17 protein-coding genes are annotated in these 17176 nt (G+C 68.1%); 9 read left to right on the top strand and 8 right to left on the bottom strand.

The window, feature by feature from the left end; all coding sequences use genetic code 11:
- Positions 1-2: 2 nt before the first annotated feature.
- The 7 genes from P5P27_RS15735 to P5P27_RS15705 form a co-directional block, all read right to left on the bottom strand.
- A complete protein-coding gene (locus P5P27_RS15735; RefSeq protein ID WP_278124916.1) occupies positions 3-1205 on the bottom strand; it encodes an acyl-CoA dehydrogenase family protein in 1203 nt (400 codons plus the stop codon).
- The gene (locus P5P27_RS15730; protein ID WP_006895760.1) at positions 1205-2116 is read right to left on the bottom strand and encodes an enoyl-CoA hydratase; all 912 of its coding nucleotides are present in this window, start codon (positions 2114-2116) and stop codon (positions 1205-1207) included. Before P5P27_RS15730 ends, P5P27_RS15735 begins: the two co-directional genes overlap by 1 nt.
- Before the next feature lie 59 nt (positions 2117-2175).
- Positions 2176-2625: a hypothetical protein gene (locus P5P27_RS15725; RefSeq protein WP_006895758.1), complete on the bottom strand. Its 450-nt coding sequence runs from the start codon at positions 2623-2625 to the stop codon at positions 2176-2178.
- Positions 2622-3215 carry a helix-turn-helix transcriptional regulator gene (locus P5P27_RS15720; RefSeq protein ID WP_278124915.1) on the bottom strand — a complete coding sequence of 198 codons (594 nt, stop codon included), beginning with the start codon at positions 3213-3215 and terminating at the stop codon, positions 2622-2624. Before P5P27_RS15720 ends, P5P27_RS15725 begins: the two co-directional genes overlap by 4 nt.
- Positions 3216-3220: 5 nt before the next feature.
- On the bottom strand, positions 3221-3571 hold the full coding sequence (gene fdxA, locus P5P27_RS15715; protein WP_006895755.1) for a ferredoxin: 351 nt from the start codon (positions 3569-3571) through the stop codon (positions 3221-3223).
- Between the two features lie 4 nt (positions 3572-3575).
- Positions 3576-4175: a DUF2249 domain-containing protein gene (locus P5P27_RS15710; RefSeq protein WP_006895753.1), complete on the bottom strand. Its 600-nt coding sequence runs from the start codon at positions 4173-4175 to the stop codon at positions 3576-3578.
- 77 nt (positions 4176-4252) lie between these two features.
- Positions 4253-5134: an IclR family transcriptional regulator gene (locus P5P27_RS15705; RefSeq protein ID WP_278124914.1), complete on the bottom strand. Its 882-nt coding sequence runs from the start codon at positions 5132-5134 to the stop codon at positions 4253-4255.
- 51 nt (positions 5135-5185) lie between these two features.
- On the opposite strand from P5P27_RS15705, the gene cysD reads away from it, so the two are divergent.
- The 3 genes from cysD to P5P27_RS15690 all read left to right on the top strand — a co-directional run bounded on the left by cysD (position 5186) and on the right by P5P27_RS15690 (position 8762).
- The gene (gene cysD / locus P5P27_RS15700; RefSeq protein WP_006895750.1) at positions 5186-6142 is read left to right on the top strand and encodes a sulfate adenylyltransferase subunit CysD; all 957 of its coding nucleotides are present in this window, start codon (positions 5186-5188) and stop codon (positions 6140-6142) included.
- Positions 6142-8028, top strand: coding sequence for an adenylyl-sulfate kinase (gene cysC, locus P5P27_RS15695; protein ID WP_278124913.1), 1887 nt, complete (start codon positions 6142-6144; stop codon positions 8026-8028). Before cysD ends, cysC begins: the two co-directional genes overlap by 1 nt.
- A gap of 215 nt (positions 8029-8243) precedes the next feature.
- Positions 8244-8762, top strand: a complete 519-nt coding sequence (locus tag P5P27_RS15690; protein WP_278124912.1) for a hypothetical protein — start codon at positions 8244-8246, stop codon at positions 8760-8762.
- A gap of 40 nt (positions 8763-8802) precedes the next feature.
- Here P5P27_RS15690 and eccA read toward each other — a convergent pair whose 3' ends face one another.
- The gene (gene eccA, locus P5P27_RS15685; RefSeq protein WP_278124910.1) at positions 8803-10563 is read right to left on the bottom strand and encodes a type VII secretion AAA-ATPase EccA; all 1761 of its coding nucleotides are present in this window, start codon (positions 10561-10563) and stop codon (positions 8803-8805) included.
- A 164-nt stretch (positions 10564-10727) separates the two neighbouring features.
- Between eccA and purL the strand changes: the two genes are divergently transcribed.
- The 6 genes from purL (at position 10728) to P5P27_RS15655 (ending at position 17174) form a co-directional block, all read left to right on the top strand.
- Positions 10728-13022: a phosphoribosylformylglycinamidine synthase subunit PurL gene (gene purL, locus P5P27_RS15680; RefSeq protein WP_045539527.1), complete on the top strand. Its 2295-nt coding sequence runs from the start codon at positions 10728-10730 to the stop codon at positions 13020-13022.
- A gap of 75 nt (positions 13023-13097) precedes the next feature.
- Positions 13098-14795 carry an alpha/beta hydrolase gene (locus tag P5P27_RS15675; RefSeq protein ID WP_278124907.1) on the top strand — a complete coding sequence of 566 codons (1698 nt, stop codon included), beginning with the start codon at positions 13098-13100 and terminating at the stop codon, positions 14793-14795.
- A gap of 122 nt (positions 14796-14917) precedes the next feature.
- On the top strand, positions 14918-15406 hold the full coding sequence (locus P5P27_RS15670) for a CD225/dispanin family protein (protein ID WP_278124905.1): 489 nt from the start codon (positions 14918-14920) through the stop codon (positions 15404-15406).
- Between the two features lie 34 nt (positions 15407-15440).
- Entirely contained in the window at positions 15441-15908 is a 468-nt protein-coding gene (locus P5P27_RS15665; protein ID WP_278124903.1) for a DUF2752 domain-containing protein, read from the top strand.
- A gap of 9 nt (positions 15909-15917) precedes the next feature.
- A complete protein-coding gene (locus P5P27_RS15660) occupies positions 15918-16556 on the top strand; it encodes a CD225/dispanin family protein (protein WP_278124901.1) in 639 nt (212 codons plus the stop codon).
- 90 nt (positions 16557-16646) lie between these two features.
- On the top strand, positions 16647-17174 hold the full coding sequence (locus P5P27_RS15655; RefSeq protein WP_278124900.1) for a TM2 domain-containing protein: 528 nt from the start codon (positions 16647-16649) through the stop codon (positions 17172-17174).
- Positions 17175-17176: the final 2 nt, after the last annotated feature.

The raw sequence follows: 17176 nt of genomic DNA, 5'->3' as shown, positions 1-17176 counted from the left end.
GTCTATCGGTCTCCGCGGGGCAGGCCGAGGAGTCGCTCGGCGATCACGTTTCGCTGGATCTCGTTGGTGCCGGCGTAAATCGGTCCCGACAGCGAGAAGAGGTAGCCGTCCATCCAGGGGTCGGCGAGTTCGGCGTCGGCGCCCTGCAGGTCGAGTGCGGTCTCGTGGGCGGCGATGTCCCACTGCGACCAGAACACCTTGTTGATCGACGACTCCATGCCGAGCTGTCCGCCGGCCGCCAGCCGGCTGACCGTCTGATACGTCGACAGTTCGTAGGCGCGTGCGCCGATCCAGGCGTCGGCGACGCCCTTGTCGGTGGCGGCGGTCGACGGTGCGTCGGCGCCGCGTTCCTTCCACAGTCTCACCAGACGATCGGTGGCAGCGAGGAACCGGCCCGGCGACCGCAACGACAGTCCGCGTTCGTTGGCCGCGGTGCTCATCGCGACCTTCCACCCGTTGTTCACCTGGCCGATGACGCCCGAGTGGGCTGGGTCGTCGGGGTCGTCGGGCACGAAGACGTTCTCCAGGAAGAGTTCGGCGAACCCCGCCTCGCCGTCGAGCTGAGCGATCGGGCGCACGGTCACGCCCTCGCTGCGCAGGTCGAACATGAAGTACGTGATGTTCCTGTGCCGGCCCGATTTCGCCCCGCTCGCTTCGCTCCCGGCGGCGGGCGCCTCCGGGTCGGTGCGGAACAATCCGAACCCCCAGTCGGCGAAACTCGACCGGGAGCTCCAGGTCTTCTGCCCGTTCAGCAGCCAGCCGCCGTCGGTGCGGGTGGCGGTGGACCGCAGCGACGCGAGGTCGGACCCGGCCTCCGGCTCACTCCATGCCTGCCCCCAGATGTCGTCCGCACGCGCCATGCGCGGCATGATGCGGGCGAGCTGTTCCGGACTCGCGTGCTCGAAGAGGGTCGGGGCGAGCAGGAAGATGCCGTTCTGACTCACACGGCCAGGCGCCCCCGATCGGTAGTACTCCTCTTCGAAGATCAGCCAGTGCAGCAGCGGCTCGTCGCGCCCGCCGAATTCCTCGGGCCAACTGACCACCGACATCCGGTCGGCCGCCATCTCGGCCTCCCACGCGCGGTGCGCTTCGAAACCTTCGGCGGTGTCCATCGAAGGCAGCGGGTCGGCGGGCACGTGCTCGGCCAGCCAGGCGCGGACCTCGGCGCGGAACCTCTGGGCGGCGTCGTCGAACAGCAGGTCCATCAGGCCTCACCCTTCTGCGCGGCGTCGCGCATGCTGCGCGCGTCCATGCCGCCGAGCGAGTCCCCCGAATCGGCGTCGTTGGCCGCGTGTGCGAAGTGATGCCAGCCGAACACCGAGTCCATGGCATTGCGCATCCCCATCTGGTCTTCGCAGATGTTGACGGCCTTTTTGCTCAGGAACAGTCCCTGCATCGGCATCTCGGTCATCTGCGCGCAGAGCTCGTCGACCTTGGCGCTCAGACCCTCGCGCGGAACGACGTGGTTCACCATTCCCCAGTCCAGCGCCTGTGCCGCGGTGAAGCGCTGGCCGGTGAACAGGATCTCCTTGGCACGCCGCGCCCCGAGGACGTACGCGTGCGCGAAGTACTCGACGCCGGGAATGCCCATCCGGGCGACGGGGTCGGAGAAGAAGGCGTCGTCGGAGGCGACGATGAAGTCGGCCGACCACGCGAGCATCAGGCCTCCGGCGATGCACGCGCCGTGCACCTGAGCGATGACGGGCTTCGGGATCTCCCGCCAGCGGCGGCACATCCCCATGTACACCTCGATCTCGCGGGCCAGTCGCTGGTTGCTGTCGAGCGGCTCGCCGTCGCCGCGCGTGTGATCCCAGTGCAGCGTCGCCACATTGGGATAGAACGTGTCGAAGTCGCGTTCGGGGGTGCCGATGTCGTGGCCCGCGGAGAAGTGCTTTCCGTTGGCGCGCAGCACGATCACCTTGATCTCGGTGTCGTCGACGGCTTTCCGGAACGCCGCGTCCAGCGAGTACGTCATCACCGAGTTCTGCGCGTTGCGGTAATCGGGACGGTTCAGCGTGACATAGGCGACGGCGCCGGCGGTCTCGTATGCGACGGGCGACGTGTCGGGGCCGAGGTCGTCGGGCCCCAACGGGGGAGGGATGACGGCGTTGCTCATACCTACAGACTCTAACCTAGCAAGTGCTTGGTTGGTAGGCCGGGCGCCGGCGCGGGCCGTCAGCGGGAGGCGAGAACCATCCCGATGGGCACGCTCACGATGAGGACGGTCAGGACCGCGAGGTAGGCGTACGCCGCCGGCGCCTTCGACCCCAGAAGGCGCAGGCCGGCCCGCCACGTGGCGGCCAGGACGACGAGCAGCAGGATCGACCCGACGTCGACCACGGCCGGTGTGTCGGTCAGCGAGCCGGCGATCACCAGGGCGTTCGCCGCGATCCACCCCGTCAGCTGTGATGCGTGGAAGCGCGCGCTCATCGGCTGCGGGGCACGTTGCTGTGCGATGCCGATCGCGATGAGGGCGACGCCGCAGACGAGCACCAGGTAGGCCGCCAGCCAACTGCCCTTCGCCAGATCGAGCGGGCGCGCCACGGCGGCCACCAAGCCGCCGGCGATGACAGCGGCCGACCCCGTCGCAGTGAAGAGGTCGATCTCCACGCTCAACCGGCTCACTGGCGGCCTCCCGCCAGGACCGCCAAGCAGTGGTCGCCGTCGACGAAGGCGTCCAGCCGCTCGAGGCGGAGGTCGGTGTGGTGCCTGCTGAGCACGCCCTGCACTATGCCCCGGTGCACCGAGCAGGTCAGCGCCGGCTGTCGTCGGGCGAGTTCGAGGAACGGGCAGCGGTTCAGGCGGATCCGGTCGCCCGCCGCTTCGGGTGCGAAACCGAGATCGTCGAGTACGGCGACCAGATCTTCGACCGGTTCGTCGGAACCCGAGCTGCCGGCCGCCCCCCATTCGCGACCGGCGGCCACCGCACGCGCGGGCGCGTCCGGCGTGTCGGCCAGTGTTCGGAGCAACACATCGGCCAGGACCCCGTAATTGCGAGGGCCGGACGGGTCCATCGCGGGGCGCGCCCGATAGAGGAGCCGAGGCCGCCCCGGCCCGTCGTGGGCGGCGGTGTCGACGACGATCAGCCCGTCCGCGGTGAGTGCGCGCAGATGAAAGCGGACGGTGGTCTGCGGAATGTCGGTCGCCTCCGCCACTTCGGCGACGGTCATCGGCGCGGCCGCCGCGCGGAGGGTGTCCAGGATCGTGGTGCGCATGGCGGTCAGTGGTCGGTGCCCTGCGGCGGGAGGGAGGCCACCAGCGGTGCGTCGGCCCCGGTGGGCCCGAGCTTCATCGCGCCGCCGGGTGAGCCCAGCGGTGCGTCGCGGCCGGGCAGGGTCTCGACGAAGAAGTCCGCGTTGTCGGTGATGTACGGCGTCCATTCGTCGGGGACGTCGTCCTCGTAGAAGATGGCCTCCACCGGGCACACCGGCTCGCAGGCGCCGCAGTCGACGCATTCGTCGGGGTGGATGTAGAGGCTGCGGCCGCCTTCGTAGATGCAGTCGACGGGACATTCCTCCACGCACGCCCGGTCCATCACATCGACGCAGGGGAGCGCGATCACGTAGGCCACGACGTCACCGCCCGGTGCCGAGCGGCTCGATCGTGAGCGTGGGCTCGCGGTGGGTGTGGACGGTGAGATAGCTCAGCCCGTCGGGACCGGCGGTGAACGATCGCTCCGACCGCCGCGGCAACCAGAGCAGATCGCCCGCGGACACCGCCACATCGCCGGTCTCGGTGCCGACGGTGCCCGACCCCGCGACCACGTGGATCAGGACGTCCACCTCCGCTCCCCGGTGCGTGTCGATACCGCCGCCCGGGGCCAGCCGGATCAGGTTGGAATCGAGCCCGCGGCCGTCGAAGTCGAGCTTCCACGCCACACCGGCGGCGTCGACCGGTCCGTCGGTGAGTTCGGCGGTGTTGCCGAGCAGGCGGGGCGGCGGGGCCGCGGTTGTCTTGCTGATGCGGATGCGGTAGTCGCGCTTCTCGCGCACCAGATAGTCCCAGCCGTATCCGCCGGGCAGTCGCTCGTCGAACTCGTCGTGCAGATGCCGCGGATCGTGGTCGTTGATCAGGATGATCGCCTCGCCGACGTCGAGTGAGTCGAAGATGCCGAAGATCTTGGGGTGGCGCTGGGGCTTGGGGATCTCGCGGACATCCAGGGTGACGTCGGGCATGACCAGTCCTCCTAATAAAAACAATGAAGTCTTGTAAAAAATCTAGCGCGATTCGTGACGTGGGGCAACGCCTGGGTTCAGCGGCGGACGGCGGCGCTCACCGCGTCGGCGGCCGCACGGGTCGCGGTACCGAGCCCTGCGACCTCGTCCGCGGGCATCGTCGAATCGGGGCAGGAGACGATCGCGCCGATCGCGGTTCCGTCGGCGTCGAAGATGGGGGCGCCGACGCTCACCGCACCCACCTCGCCGGTCAATTCCGCGGGCAGGTAATCGATCGCCGACAGTTCCGACACGAGTTCCGACATCCGCGATCGCAACTGGGCGGGCATTTCGTCGAGATTGCCCAGGGTGTCGATGATGGCGCGGTGGTGTCCGGTGATCCGCTCGATCGAATAGCCCCGATCGCGGATCGCGTCGAGGACGGCGGCGAGGCGGGCGCGCTGGTCCGCGGACGCCTCGGCCAGCCAGTCGGTGCGCTCGGGCTCGTCCGACCATGCGATGAACTCGCGGCACAGCGGCGGTCGGAGGTGGACGCGGCGCAACGGCGGCACCCAGGAATCGGGAGCGGTCTGCGGGACGACCTGATCGGCCACGGTCACCAGATCGCCGGTGCGGCGCGCGAGGAACGCCGGCACTCCGGTCTCTTCGACGAGGGTCTGCATCGCGGGGATCGCGCTCGCCGCCACCAGGTCCAGACGTGCGGCGCGCCGGGACACGGTGAGGAACTCGGGGCCGAGTGAGAAGGAGTTGTCCCGCCGCCTGGACAGCCAGCCGAGTTCGCACAGCTGAGTGGCGATCGCGTGTGCGGTCCCGCGGGGGATGCCGGTCACTCGCACGACCTCCGCGAGCGTGAGGGAATCGCCCGCGCGCTCGACGAGGAGCGACATCACGTCCACCACGCGGCGCGTCGGCGGGGACGATTGACGCTCGGGGCGTCCGTCACCTACCGTTGCTGTCATATTGCCAACACTAAGTGTCGAATATTCGACAAGTCAAGGAAAGTGGCGTCGATGATCACATCGCCCGACGGGACCCGTCCGGCCGCCCCGGCCGGAACCGGCCGACGGTACGAGCTGACGACTCTCGAGGAACTGGAGGCCGAGTCCGTCCACATCTTCCGCGAAGTGGGCGCCACTTTCGAGCGCCCCGCCATGCTCTTCTCCGGGGGCAAGGACTCGGTGGTGATGTTCCATCTGGCGCGCAAGGCGTTCTGGCCGGCGCCGGTCCCATTTCCGCTCATGCACGTCGACACCGGACACAACTTCGACGAAGTGATCGAGTACCGCGACCGGGTGGTCGAGCAGACCGGGGTGTCGCTGATCGTCAGCAGCGTGCAGGACGACATCGACGCCGGCCGGGTGGTCGAGCAGACCGGGCCGGGCACATCGCGCAATCGGCTGCAGACAGCGGCGCTGCTGAGGGGGATCGCGGAGCATCGGTTCGACGCGGTGTTCGGCGGTGCGCGACGTGACGAGGAGAAGGCACGCGCCAAGGAACGGTTCTTCAGTTTCCGCGACTCGTTCGGAGCATGGGACCCGCGCAACCAGCGGCCCGAACTGTGGAACCTGTACAACGGCCACTGCGCGCGGGGTGAGCACATCCGAGTGTTCCCGTTGAGCAACTGGACCGAGCTCGACATCTGGAACTACATCGCCCAGGAGGGCATCGAACTCCCGTCGATCTACTACGCGCACGAGCGTGAGGTGGTGCCCCGTGACGGCATGCTCCTGGCGAAGACGCGCTTCCTGGAGACCTATCCGGGTGAGACCGCACACGTCGAGCGCGTTCGTTTCCGCACGGTCGGCGATGCCACCTGCACCGGTTGTGTCCGAAGCGAGGCCGACACCCCGGAGAAGGTGATCGCCGAAGTCGCCGCCACTCGGGTCACCGAGCGGGGCGCCACGCGAGCGGACGACCGGATCTCCGAAGCCGGCATGGAAGACCGCAAGAAAGAGGGCTACTTCTGATGCGCACCGACAACCGTGCGGCCGGCCCGGCCGACACCGAGGTGATCGCTCCGGCGGAACTGCTCAGGATCGCCACCGCGGGCAGCGTGGACGACGGCAAGTCGACTCTGATCGGCCGGCTCCTCTACGACTCGAAGTCGATCCTCACCGACCAGCTCGAAGCGATCGAGCGCACCAGCGCCCAGCGCGGAGACGAGTACGCCGATCTGGCGCTGCTCACCGACGGGCTGCGCGCCGAGCGCGAGCAGGGGATCACCATCGACGTGGCGTACCGCTACTTCGCGACCCAGAACCGGAAGTTCATCATCGCGGATTCGCCGGGACACGTGCAGTACACCCGCAACATGGTCACCGGCGCGTCCACCGCCGACCTCGCGATCATCCTGATCGACGCTCGCAAGGGCGTGGTCGAGCAGACTCGCCGCCATGCCTTCCTATCGTCGCTCCTGGGGATCCCGCACTTGACGGTCTGCGTCAACAAGATGGATCTCGTCGACTACTCGCGGGAGCGGTTCGAGGAGATCTGCGACGAAGTGGTCGCGTTCGCGGCCAAGCTCAACGTCGGCGACATGAGTTTCATCCCGATCTCGGCTCTGCGCGGTGACAATGTCGTCGACCGGTCCGAGGCGATGCCCTGGTACACCGGCCGACCGCTGCTCAGCCATCTGGAGAACGTGTACATCGCCTCCGACCGCAACCTGCGCGACGCGCGGTTCCCGGTGCAGTATGTGATCCGACCGCAGCGCAGCGACGGCCTCGACCACCGCGCCTTCGCCGGCACCGTCGCCGGAGGGACGTTCGCGGTGGGCGACAAGGTCGTCGCGCTGCCCGGCGGATTCGGGACCACGGTGAAGCAGATCTGGGGACCCGGCGGCGTCGAACTCCAGGAGGCGTTCGCCTCCCAGGCGGTCTCGATCGCGTTGGACGACGAGATCGACATCGTGCGCGGCGACATGCTGGTGCGGCCCAACAATCGCCCGCACGTGGGACGTGAACTGGACGCGATGGTCTGCTGGTTCTCCGCGAGCACCGCTCTCGCTCCAGGCAACACCTACGTGATGCTCTGCGGAACCCGGGAGACGCGCGTGCGCGTGCAGGGACTCAACTACCGGCTCGACGTCAACACTCTCCATCGGGACGAGGACGCGACGGCCCTCACGCTCAACGAGATCGGCCGGCTGTCGTTGCACGCGCAGCATCCGGTGATGTTCGACGAGTACCGCCGCAACCGCGCCACCGGCAGTTTCATTCTGATCGACGAGACCACCAACGCGACAGTGGCCGCGGGCATGATCAGTGCACCGCTCGCACACGACAGCCACGTGGTGTGGCAGTCGAGCAAGGTGACGCGCGCAGGACGGTCGCATCGCGGCGCGACCGTATGGCTCACCGGGCTCTCGGGGTCCGGTAAATCGACCATCGCCACCGAGTTGGAGCGGCGGATCGTCGCCGAAGGCAGGCCCGCCTACCTGCTCGACGGCGACAATCTGCGTCACGGGCTCAACGGCGACCTCGGCTTCAGCGACGACGACCGGCGCGAGAACATCCGCCGGACCGCGGAGGTCGCGTCGCTGTTCGCCGATTCCGGAGCGATCGCGTTGGTGTCGCTGATCAGCCCGTTCGCCGCAGAGCGGCAGCGGGCCAGGGAGATTCACGAAGCGGCTGATCTGCCGTTCTATGAGATCTTCGTCGACACTCCGCTCGACGACTGCGAGGCACGTGACCCCAAAGGCCTCTACGCGAAAGCCCGGGCCGGCGAGATCACCCAGTTCACCGGCATCGACTCTCCGTACGAAGTGCCCGAGAGCCCAGACCTGGTGGTGCGCCCGGGCGATGGGTCACCGAAGCAGATCGTCGACCGGATCATGCGCGAACTGGGGCTGTAGCCGGTGCGAGCAGCCCCAGCGCCGCTCCGTACAATTTCAGCCGGCGGGAGATTACGCAGTCCGTAACCAGGGGGAGTCGGCGAATGCGCGGTCAGCGACCACACCAGACGATGTCTGGGCACGATACGGCGGTCTGGCACACCGTACGGATCAACGATCTCATCGATCGTGGGAACATCGATGAATGCCCGCGGGTGACAACGACATTCGCGCCGATGGATGCGAGCGAACACGTCTTCGCTCAAGGCCCGTTCGGATTGTTCAACTTCGAAGCGATGGGTGACGGTTCGTACGTCCACAGCAGCGGCGCGGTTTTCGCGACGGGTGGAGCCGCTGCGGCTTTCGCCGGCGCATTCACCATCGCGCAGGCGCTGGGGAACAGACAGCGGAAGCGCGTGGTCAGAGCGGCCGCCCAGCCGCGTTGGAGACAGATCGACGCGGGTTCGTTGTGGGTCAGCAGTCATGGCGTGCATTTCGCCACTGCGATGAAGTACTACTCCTGGGCGTACTCGGCGATCGATGCCTTGGAACTCATTTCTCCCGGGACCATCCGTTTCGAAGGCAGGTCTCTCAACGGACCGATCTCATGGGTTCTCGAGTCAGATTGGGCTGAACTCGCTTTTACGTTGTGGGCGAGGTCCAGACACCCGAATCATCCCCAGTTCGTCAGTCGGGCATGGGTGCCGGCGGGTTGGCGGGAGCGAGTCATCGCAGGCGGATACGCTCTCCCCTGATTTGGATTCGGGGCTGTGAGCGTACTTCGTCGCGGCCTGGTCATTCGGGCCTGCCTCGGTGCAACTGGGAGATCGCCGCGCGGACATCGGCGCCGGTCACGGTCATCAGATCCGATTCGGTCAGCATCGCGAGCTCGGCGGTCCGGGCGAGCCGCAGCTCGCGTTCCTCCTCGGCGGCTTCGACGACGTTGCGCACGAAACGGGCGTTGCCCGCGGTATCGGATGCGCGGCGGCCCTCACGGATCAGGCCGTAGAGGTCGGCGAACTCTGTTTCGAGCATCGCCGTCGCCTCCGCCGACAGCCGGGCGTCCCGGTGCTGAGCGATCGATTCGGCGATCCGGATCAGCTCACCCGGTGTGTACGAGGTGAATCGGATCCGGCGGGCGAAGCGGGACGCCAGACCCTCGTTCGCGGCCAGGAGTCGGTCGATGTCGTCGTCGTAGCCTGCGATGATCACGACCAGGCGGTCCCGGTCGTTCTCCATGCGAGCGAGCAGCGTGTCGACGGCTTCGCGGCCGAAGGCGTCGCCGCCGGCGAGCCCCTCCTGAACGAGGGTGTACGCCTCGTCGATGAACAGCACACCGTCGAGGGCGGAGTCCACGACCGCTGACGTCTTCGGTGCCGTGGCGCCCAGGTGCTGTCCGACGAGGTCTTTTCGACTGACTTCGACGACCGTGTCCGTCGACAGCAGACCGAGCGCACGGTACAGCCGCGCGACCAGACGAGCGATCGTGGTCTTACCGGTCCCAGGCGGTCCGGTGAAGGCGAGGTGCAGACTGCGCGACTGTGTGCGCAGTCCCTTCTCCGATCGCAACTGTGCGAGGGTGACCGCCGCGCGCAGCCGCTCGACTTGTTCTTTGACCGGCGCCAGCCCGATCTGAGCGGCGAGTTCCTCGGACACCTCCCGCAGGGCGAGTTCGTCGACGCCGCGCCCCCGTTCGGCGCGAGGGCCGCCGGCGGGTTCGACCGCGCGATCGACCGTCAGCTGCAGCGACGGATCGGCGAGCGCGCGGGCGGCGTCGGTGAGCCGTGAGTCCAGGGCGTAGGCCTCTTCGAACGCAGACCGGGCAGCGGACTCGTCGCCCTGTGCGCGCAGGGCCAGCCCCATCGTGAAGAGGGCCTGCGGCCGGCAATTGGTGAGCACCGAGTCCCCGGCGCTCGACAGTCTGCGCAGCCCCTCCTCGAACAGGCCCAACTGCACACAGGCCGTTCCGATCATGAAGTCGGCTGCGGCGCAGAGATACTCGTCGTTCCACGTGCTTGAGACGGAGAGTGTCCGCAGGACATCGCGCCAACGGCGCTTGCGTAGCTCGACAATGCCGCGGCAGAAGTCGGCGGTCGAGCCGGCGTGCTCGATCTCGGCCAGTACGCCCTCGGCGCCGGCCACGTCTCCGCCGGCCAGCAGGGACGCCGCATATGCCGCGGCGGCGTCCGCCGGTCCGGTGATCGGCAGGTCGATGAACATCCCGCTCGGCAGATGCCCGGCCAGCACACCGGTCGGAAGTCCCAAGCGGCGTTGCTCGGCGCCGATCGAATCGCGCGCTCGGTACAGCCCCAGCAGCACCGGACCCGATCGATCGCCGACGGCGACCCGTCCCAGCCAGGCGTCGCCGAGTGCGCCGTCGAGCTCGGTGGCGCGGGTGAAGGCCGCCTCGGCTCGTTTCGGATCGGGCGGCCCGCCGCCGGTCAGGAATCCGGCAGCCGTGAGCCCGGCGATGAAGTACTCGCGGGCAGGCGACTTGCCGTCTGCCGCTCCGCGCGTGGATAGAGCGCGCGTGGATAGAATCTGCCCCTCGGCCATGTGGTCCCCCCGAACCTGGTGTGCGCAAACTGTATCCATACCCTCCGACAAGCGGGGCCGGACCGCGCGAACTCCCAGCAGAGGGCACCCGCGCGCCGCATCCCGGTGGTGCTCGCGCACCCCGGCCGGAGGCGTGGCCGTCCACCCACGTGACCTCGCATAGAATGGTCGCCGTGAGCGCCCAGGTCGATACCGTTTCCCACGCCGCTGATACCCCCGATCAGCCGCAGCCCTATGCCGAGCTCGGTCTCAAGGACGACGAATACGCCCGGATCCGGGAGATCCTCGGCCGCCGTCCCACCGACGCCGAACTCGCCATGTACTCGGTGATGTGGTCTGAACACTGCAGCTACAAGTCGTCGAAGGTGCACCTGCGCTACTTCGGCGAGACGACCACCGAGGAGATGCGGGCGGGAATGCTCGCCGGCATCGGCGAGAACGCGGGCGTGGTCGATGTCGGCGACGGATGGGCCGTCACGTTCAAGGTCGAGTCGCACAACCACCCGAGCTACGTCGAGCCCTACCAGGGCGCGGCGACCGGCGTCGGCGGCATCGTCCGCGACATCATGGCGATGGGCGCGCGGCCGATCGCGGTCATGGACCAGCTCCGATTCGGTGCGGCCGATGCGCCCGACACCCGGCGCGTGGTCGACGGCGTGGTCCGCGGCATCGGCGGCTACGGCAACTCCCTCGGCCTGCCCAACATCGGCGGCGAGACGGTGTTCGACCCCAGCTACCAGGGCAATCCGCTGGTGAACGCGCTGTGCGCCGGCGTGCTGCGCGTGGAGGACCTGCATCTGGCATTCGCATCGGGCACGGGCAACAAGATCATCCTGTTCGGCGCCCGCACCGGACTCGACGGTATCGGCGGCGTCTCGGTCCTGGCGTCGGAGACCTTCGACGACGACGGCGGCAACGGCCCGAGCCGCAAGAAGCTGCCGAGCGTGCAGGTCGGCGACCCGTTCACCGAGAAGGTGCTGATCGAGTGCTGCCTGGACCTGTACAAGGCAGGTCTCGTCGTCGGCATCCAGGACCTGGGCGGTGCCGGACTCTCCTGTGCCACCAGCGAATTGGCAGCGGCAGGCGACGGCGGCATGCACATCGAGCTCGAGAAGGTGCCGATGCGAGCCGAGGGCATGACCCCGGCGGAGGTGCTCTCGTCGGAGTCGCAGGAGCGCATGTGCGCGGTCGTGACCCCGGAGAACGTCGACGCCTTCATGGAGGTGTGCCGCAAATGGGACGTCCTCGCCACGGTGATCGGCGAGGTCACCGACGGCGAGCACCTGGAGGTGACGTGGCACGGTGAGACCGTGGTCGACGTGCCGCCGCGCACCGTCGCCCACGAGGGACCGGTTTACGAACGACCCGTCGCACGCCCCGACTGGCAGGACGACGTGGTCGCCTCGACCACCGAGGGTCTGGCGCGCCCGCAGACCTCCGACGAACTGCGCGCCACGTTCCTCAAGTTGCTCGCGAGCCCGGCGCTGTGCAGCCGAAAGTTCATCACCGAGCAGTACGACCGCTACGTGCGCGGCAACACCGTCCTGGCCGAGCACGCGGACTCGGGCATGATCCGGATCGACGAGGAGACCGGTCGCGGCATCGCGATCGCCACCGACACGTCGGGTCGCTACACCTATCTCGATCCCTACGCCGGCGCCCAGCTGGCACTGGCCGAGGCCTACCGCAACGTGGTGGTCTCCGGTGCCGGCCCGCGCGCCGTCACCAACTGTCTCAACTTCGGTTCTCCCGAGGACCCCGCCGTGATGTGGCAGTTCAGCCAGGCCGTTCGCGGTCTCGCAGACGGCTGTGCGCAGCTCGGCATCCCGGTGACCGGAGGCAACGTCAGCTTCTACAACCAGACCGGTTCCACCGCGATCCTCCCGACACCGGTCGTCGGCGTGCTCGGTGTGATCGACGACGTCCGCCGGCGCATCCCGACCGACATCGGCACCGAGCCGGGCGAGACGTTGATCCTGCTCGGCGACACCCGTGACGAGTTCGACGGCTCGATCTGGGCACAGGTGGAGCACGATCATCTCGGCGGCGTGCCGCCGAAGGTCGACCTCGAACGCGAGCGTCTGCTCGGCGAGATCCTGGTCGCCGCATCGCGTGACGGTCTCGTCTCCGCAGCGCACGACGTCTCCGAGGGCGGTCTGATCCAGACCGTCGCCGAAGCCGCACTGGCGGGCGAGACCGGCTGCCGCATTCTGCTGCCCGAGGGCGCCGACCCGTTCGTGACGCTGTTCTCGGAATCGGCGGGGCGCGTCCTGGTGGCCGTGCCGCGCACCGAGGAGTCGAGGTTCTGCGCGATGCTCGACGCCCGGCAGATGCCGTGGACGCGCATCGGTGTCGTGGATCAGGGCAGCGACGCGCTGGAGGTCCAGGATCACTTCGAGGTCAAGCTCGACGAACTGCGCGAGGTGCACGAGGGAACGCTGCCCCGGTTGTTCGGGTAGCCGTTGGGTCACGATGAGCGACTGACGAAGGCGGCGCCGCGGAGAACTCCGCGCGCCGCCGTTCGTCATTCGTCGATGTGGTTCGGATCGGCGGTGACCCGGACGATGCGGGTACTACGCATCGACGCGCCGGGGCTGGCGATCGGGACCGTCTTCTACATCTGGTCGCTGACGCCCTCGCTGCTTCCTCGGCTCTGGGCGTTTCAGGGTCTCATCGGCGGAATCGCCGCGGCGACCGGCTACGCGGTCGGCTCGCTGCTGGCCTTCGCGATCGGGCGGCTGGTTCTCTCACGCGTCGCCTGGTGGCCGCCGCCGGCCCGCGTTCGTCGCGTTTTGCGCATCGGCGTCCCCATCCTGTGCGCGGTGGCCTCGACGGTCGCTCTGTACTACGGCGTGCGGTCGCAGGCCCAGCTCGCCGACCTGATGGGAACCGACCCTCCGTCGTACCTCGGCTATCTGCGGGCGATGGCGTTGAGCCTGGTGATCGCGGTCGCGATCGTCGCGGTGTTCCGGGTGCTTCGGGACGTCGGCCGGTGGCTGGCGCGCACCATCAACCGGATCTTCCGCATCCCGCGGCGGGTGGCGGGGGTGATCTCGCTCATCGTGATGCTGGTCGTGACGTACACGCTGATCGACGGCGTCGCGCTGCGCGGCAGTTACGCGGCGATGAACGCCGTCTTCAGCGCCACCAACGACACCACGCGCGACGGCGCGGTGCAGCCCGCCCTGGCCGAGAAGTCGGGAAGCCCTCAGTCCGCGGCACGGTGGGAGACCCTCGGATTCGAGGGCCGGAACTTCGTCTCCGGAGGCATTCGAGCGGCCGAACTGGCGAAGTACAACGGCCGGCCCGCGAAGGAGCCGATCCGCGTCTACGCCGGTCTGGAGTCGGCGGACGGCCCGGACGCGCAGATGAAGCTGGTAGTCGACGAATTGGAGCGGACCGGCGCCTTCGATCGTCAGACGCTCGTGATCATTCCGACCACCGGCACCGGCTGGGTCAATCCGACCGCCGCGCAGACTTTCGAACTCGTCGCGAACGGCGACAGTGCGTTGGTCGCGGCACAGTACTCGTACCTGCCGAGCTGGGTCTCGTTCCTCGCCGACCGCGAGAAAGCCGCGGAGGCCGGACGCCGCCTGGTGACGGCGGTGCACGACAGGTGGCTGACCAAGCCGCCCGGTCACCGGCCGAAACTGTTCGTCTACGGCGAGAGCCTCGGCACGCAGGCGGGTGAGGGGGCGTTCGACGATCTGAATGCGATCCGCTCGACGGTCGACGGTGTGCTGTGGGTCGGGCCGCCCGACTCGAATCCGTTGTGGCGCGCGCTCGTCGACCGTCGTGACCCGGGCACCCCGGAGGCGGAGCCGACTTACGCGAACGGGCTGGTGGTCCGCTTCGCCAACGACGCGGCGGCCATCGGCCGCAATCCGGATCCCTGGCTCGCGCCGCGGGTGCTGTACATCCAGCACCCGTCCGATCCCGTGGTCTGGTGGTCGCCCGAGTTGCTCTACCAGAAGCCGGACTGGCTTTCCGAGCCCGCCGCCGGCGACCGCAGTCCCGCGATGCGGTGGTACCCGATTGTCACGTTCTGGCAGGTCAGCGCGGACCTGGGCAATGCAGCCGGAGTACCCGACGGACACGGACACAATTACGGCACCGTCATCCTCGACGGTTGGATCGCAGTGACCCAGCCCGCGGGCTGGACCGATGCGGACACCGCGCGGGTGCGGTCCGCGCTGCTCGATCTGCGAGGCCACGACGGTCCGGAGAAGTGAAGGCGGACAGGCGAGTCGGGCGATTACGGCAGTAGGTCGTTCGGTCGACACGGTTGTGTTGTGGTCGTACCGCCGGGCTATCGTTCGGTGATCGAAAATCCACTGAGAGGAAGCGCGACCACATGACGAACCCGAACGAGTCCCCCGACAACAATGCCGGTGGGCAACCCTTCGGTGCGCCGCAGTATGGGAACGACCCTCAGTACCCGGCGAATCCCCAGTACGGCGCTTCCCAGTACGGATCGCCCCAGTACGGATCGGCCCAGTACGGATCGCCCCAGTACGGCGCCGCACCCGGGTACGGCGCGCCCCAGTACGGGTACCAGGGCGGCGCACCGGGTGTGGAGCCGGACAACAACCTGGTCTGGGCGATTCTCAGCACGGTGCTGTGCTGTCTGCCCCTCGGCATCGTCTCGATCGTCAAGGCGACCTCGGTCAGCAAGCTGTGGGCGATCGGTGACTACGCCGGCGCGCAGCGGGCGGCCGACGATGCGAAGAAGTTCGCGATCTGGAGCGCCGTCGCCTCGGTCGTCGTCTGGGTGATCCTCGTGATCGTGTACGTCGTGATCATCGCCGCCGCCGTCAGCACGTCGACGACGACCACTCCCTAGGCCGCGATCCGCGCACCGACTCGATGAACAAGCGATGACTCGGATCGACACCGACAGCGCGACGTCGACGCCCGCCCACAGGTGGGCGTCGACGGTCGTGCGGCATCGTGTCTATACGCCGCTCGCCGCTCTCACCGGCGCGGCGGCGGTGTGCGTCGCGGTCTGGTTCGGTGATCCCACCACGCCCGGCGGGTATCTGCCTCCGTGCCCGACCAAACTGCTGCTCCACATCGACTGTCCGGGATGCGGTTCCACACGCGCGCTGTACTGCCTGCTGCATGGCGACATACCTGCGGCGTTGCATTACAACGCCGTCGGCGTCCTCGCTTTCGTGCTCATCGCGGCAGCGTTCGTCAGTTACACGATCGGGTTGTGGAAGGGCAGACGCATCCGCAGCTGGCAGCACTGGAGGTACGCGCCGGTGGTGACGCTGGTCGTCGTGGCCGCGTGGTTCGTCGTCCGCAACATTCCGATCGCCCCGTTCGACAGTCTGAAAGTGTGAGGCCCGGCAGTGACCGATGCGCAGAAACCGGAACCGACCCCCGAGGCGGACGGAACCACGCCGATAGAGAACCCGACGACGCCGATCGCCGACGACGAATGGTCGGCGTACGCCCAGACGCAGATTCGTGGCGTGGCACCCCACCCGGCCGAGAACCCTTTCGAACACGGTGCCTTCCCGGCGCAGCCGCCGTACGAGAACGCGGCTCCGCCGCCTCAGCCGTCACCGGTTCAGCCGGCGCAGGCATACGGCTACGGGTACGGATACGGGTATCCGGTGGCCGGTGGGGCGCCGGCTTCTCCGCAGTACCCCGCCGTGCCCGGCTACCAGTCCCCGTATACGCAGGGGCCGCCGCCGGAGTCGAGCGCCACATCGGCGATCCTCGCCACCGTGTTCGCCGGCCTCTTGCTCGTGAGTTGCTATGGATCTCTCATCGGCATCGCTCCGCTGATCTTCGGAATCATCGGCATCAACAAGAGCAACGCGGTGGCCAAGCACTGGTACGTGGGTCAGCGCGAGGCCGCCTACGCGGCTGTCGAATCCGCCCGCAAGATGTCGATGTGGGCCTGGATCAGCATGGGAATCGGATTCCTGGTCGAACTCGTCGCGGTCCTGGTGATCGTCGCAGTAGCTGTCAATGCCGGCTGACGAGGGCCTCGCCCGGCGTCGCGGTGAACCCGCGCCGCAGACGATGTCCCCCGATCGTCCGCTTGGGGCAGATTGTGACATGATCGCCGGATGACGGGTTTCGGGAGTGAGTCACAGTACGGGCACGGCGCGCAGGGCTATCCGCCCCATATGGGCGCCGCACCGCAAGTGAATCCGTATGCGGGGGCTCCGCAGGCGCCGTACCAGCAGGGATGGTACCCGCAGCCCGGCCCGTACCCCGGCGCTCCGGGCGGACCCGTCTCGCCGCAGATGATGCCGCACGATCAGCGAATGAATCCGGTCGTGCCTGCGATGTTCGTCGGTGGTGCGCCCTACGGGATCGATCCCGCGACGGGGATCCCGTACTCCGACAAGTCGAAGGTGGCTGCCGGGCTGCTGCAGTTGTTCTTGGGCGGGTTCGGCATCGGACGCTGGTACATCGGCACCCACGGCGTCGCCGCGGGACAACTCGTGCTGTGGTTCCTGGCGTTTGTGACGTCATTCATCTTCGGTATCGGACTGGTGCTCTTCGTCGGTCTCGGAATCTGGGTGTTGGTCGACGCGATCATGATCTTCACCGGGTCCGTTCGCGACGGCGACGGGCGAGTGCTCCGATAGCG

This window comes from Gordonia sihwensis, assembly GCF_029632925.1.
GTDB classification, from domain to species: Bacteria; Actinomycetota; Actinomycetes; order Mycobacteriales; family Mycobacteriaceae; genus Gordonia; species Gordonia sihwensis.
The sequence above is the reverse complement of the archived record's forward strand: the minus strand, read 5'-3'. Positions and strand labels throughout refer to the sequence as shown.

Bases quoted from the DNA above. Each gene is read 5' to 3' on its own strand.
- P5P27_RS15735 (WP_278124916.1), bottom strand. From the start codon at position 1,205: ATGGACCTGCTGTTCGACGACGCCGCCCAGAGGTTCCGCGCCGAGGTC.
- P5P27_RS15730 (WP_006895760.1), bottom strand. From the start codon at position 2,116: ATGAGCAACGCCGTCATCCCTCCCCCGTTGGGGCCCGACGACCTCGGC.
- P5P27_RS15720 (WP_278124915.1), bottom strand. From the start codon at position 3,215: ATGCGCACCACGATCCTGGACACCCTCCGCGCGGCGGCCGCGCCGATG.
- P5P27_RS15710 (WP_006895753.1), bottom strand. From the start codon at position 4,175: ATGCCCGACGTCACCCTGGATGTCCGCGAGATCCCCAAGCCCCAGCGC.
- P5P27_RS15705 (WP_278124914.1), bottom strand. From the start codon at position 5,134: ATGACAGCAACGGTAGGTGACGGACGCCCCGAGCGTCAATCGTCCCCG.
- cysD (WP_006895750.1), top strand. From the start codon at position 5,186: ATGATCACATCGCCCGACGGGACCCGTCCGGCCGCCCCGGCCGGAACC.
- cysC (WP_278124913.1), top strand. From the start codon at position 6,142: ATGCGCACCGACAACCGTGCGGCCGGCCCGGCCGACACCGAGGTGATC.
- P5P27_RS15690 (WP_278124912.1), top strand. From the start codon at position 8,244: ATGGATGCGAGCGAACACGTCTTCGCTCAAGGCCCGTTCGGATTGTTC.
- eccA (WP_278124910.1), bottom strand. From the start codon at position 10,563: ATGGCCGAGGGGCAGATTCTATCCACGCGCGCTCTATCCACGCGCGGA.
- purL (WP_045539527.1), top strand. From the start codon at position 10,728: ATGGTCGCCGTGAGCGCCCAGGTCGATACCGTTTCCCACGCCGCTGAT.
- P5P27_RS15675 (WP_278124907.1), top strand. From the start codon at position 13,098: ATGTGGTTCGGATCGGCGGTGACCCGGACGATGCGGGTACTACGCATC.
- P5P27_RS15670 (WP_278124905.1), top strand. From the start codon at position 14,918: ATGACGAACCCGAACGAGTCCCCCGACAACAATGCCGGTGGGCAACCC.
- P5P27_RS15665 (WP_278124903.1), top strand. From the start codon at position 15,441: ATGACTCGGATCGACACCGACAGCGCGACGTCGACGCCCGCCCACAGG.
- P5P27_RS15655 (WP_278124900.1), top strand. From the start codon at position 16,647: ATGACGGGTTTCGGGAGTGAGTCACAGTACGGGCACGGCGCGCAGGGC.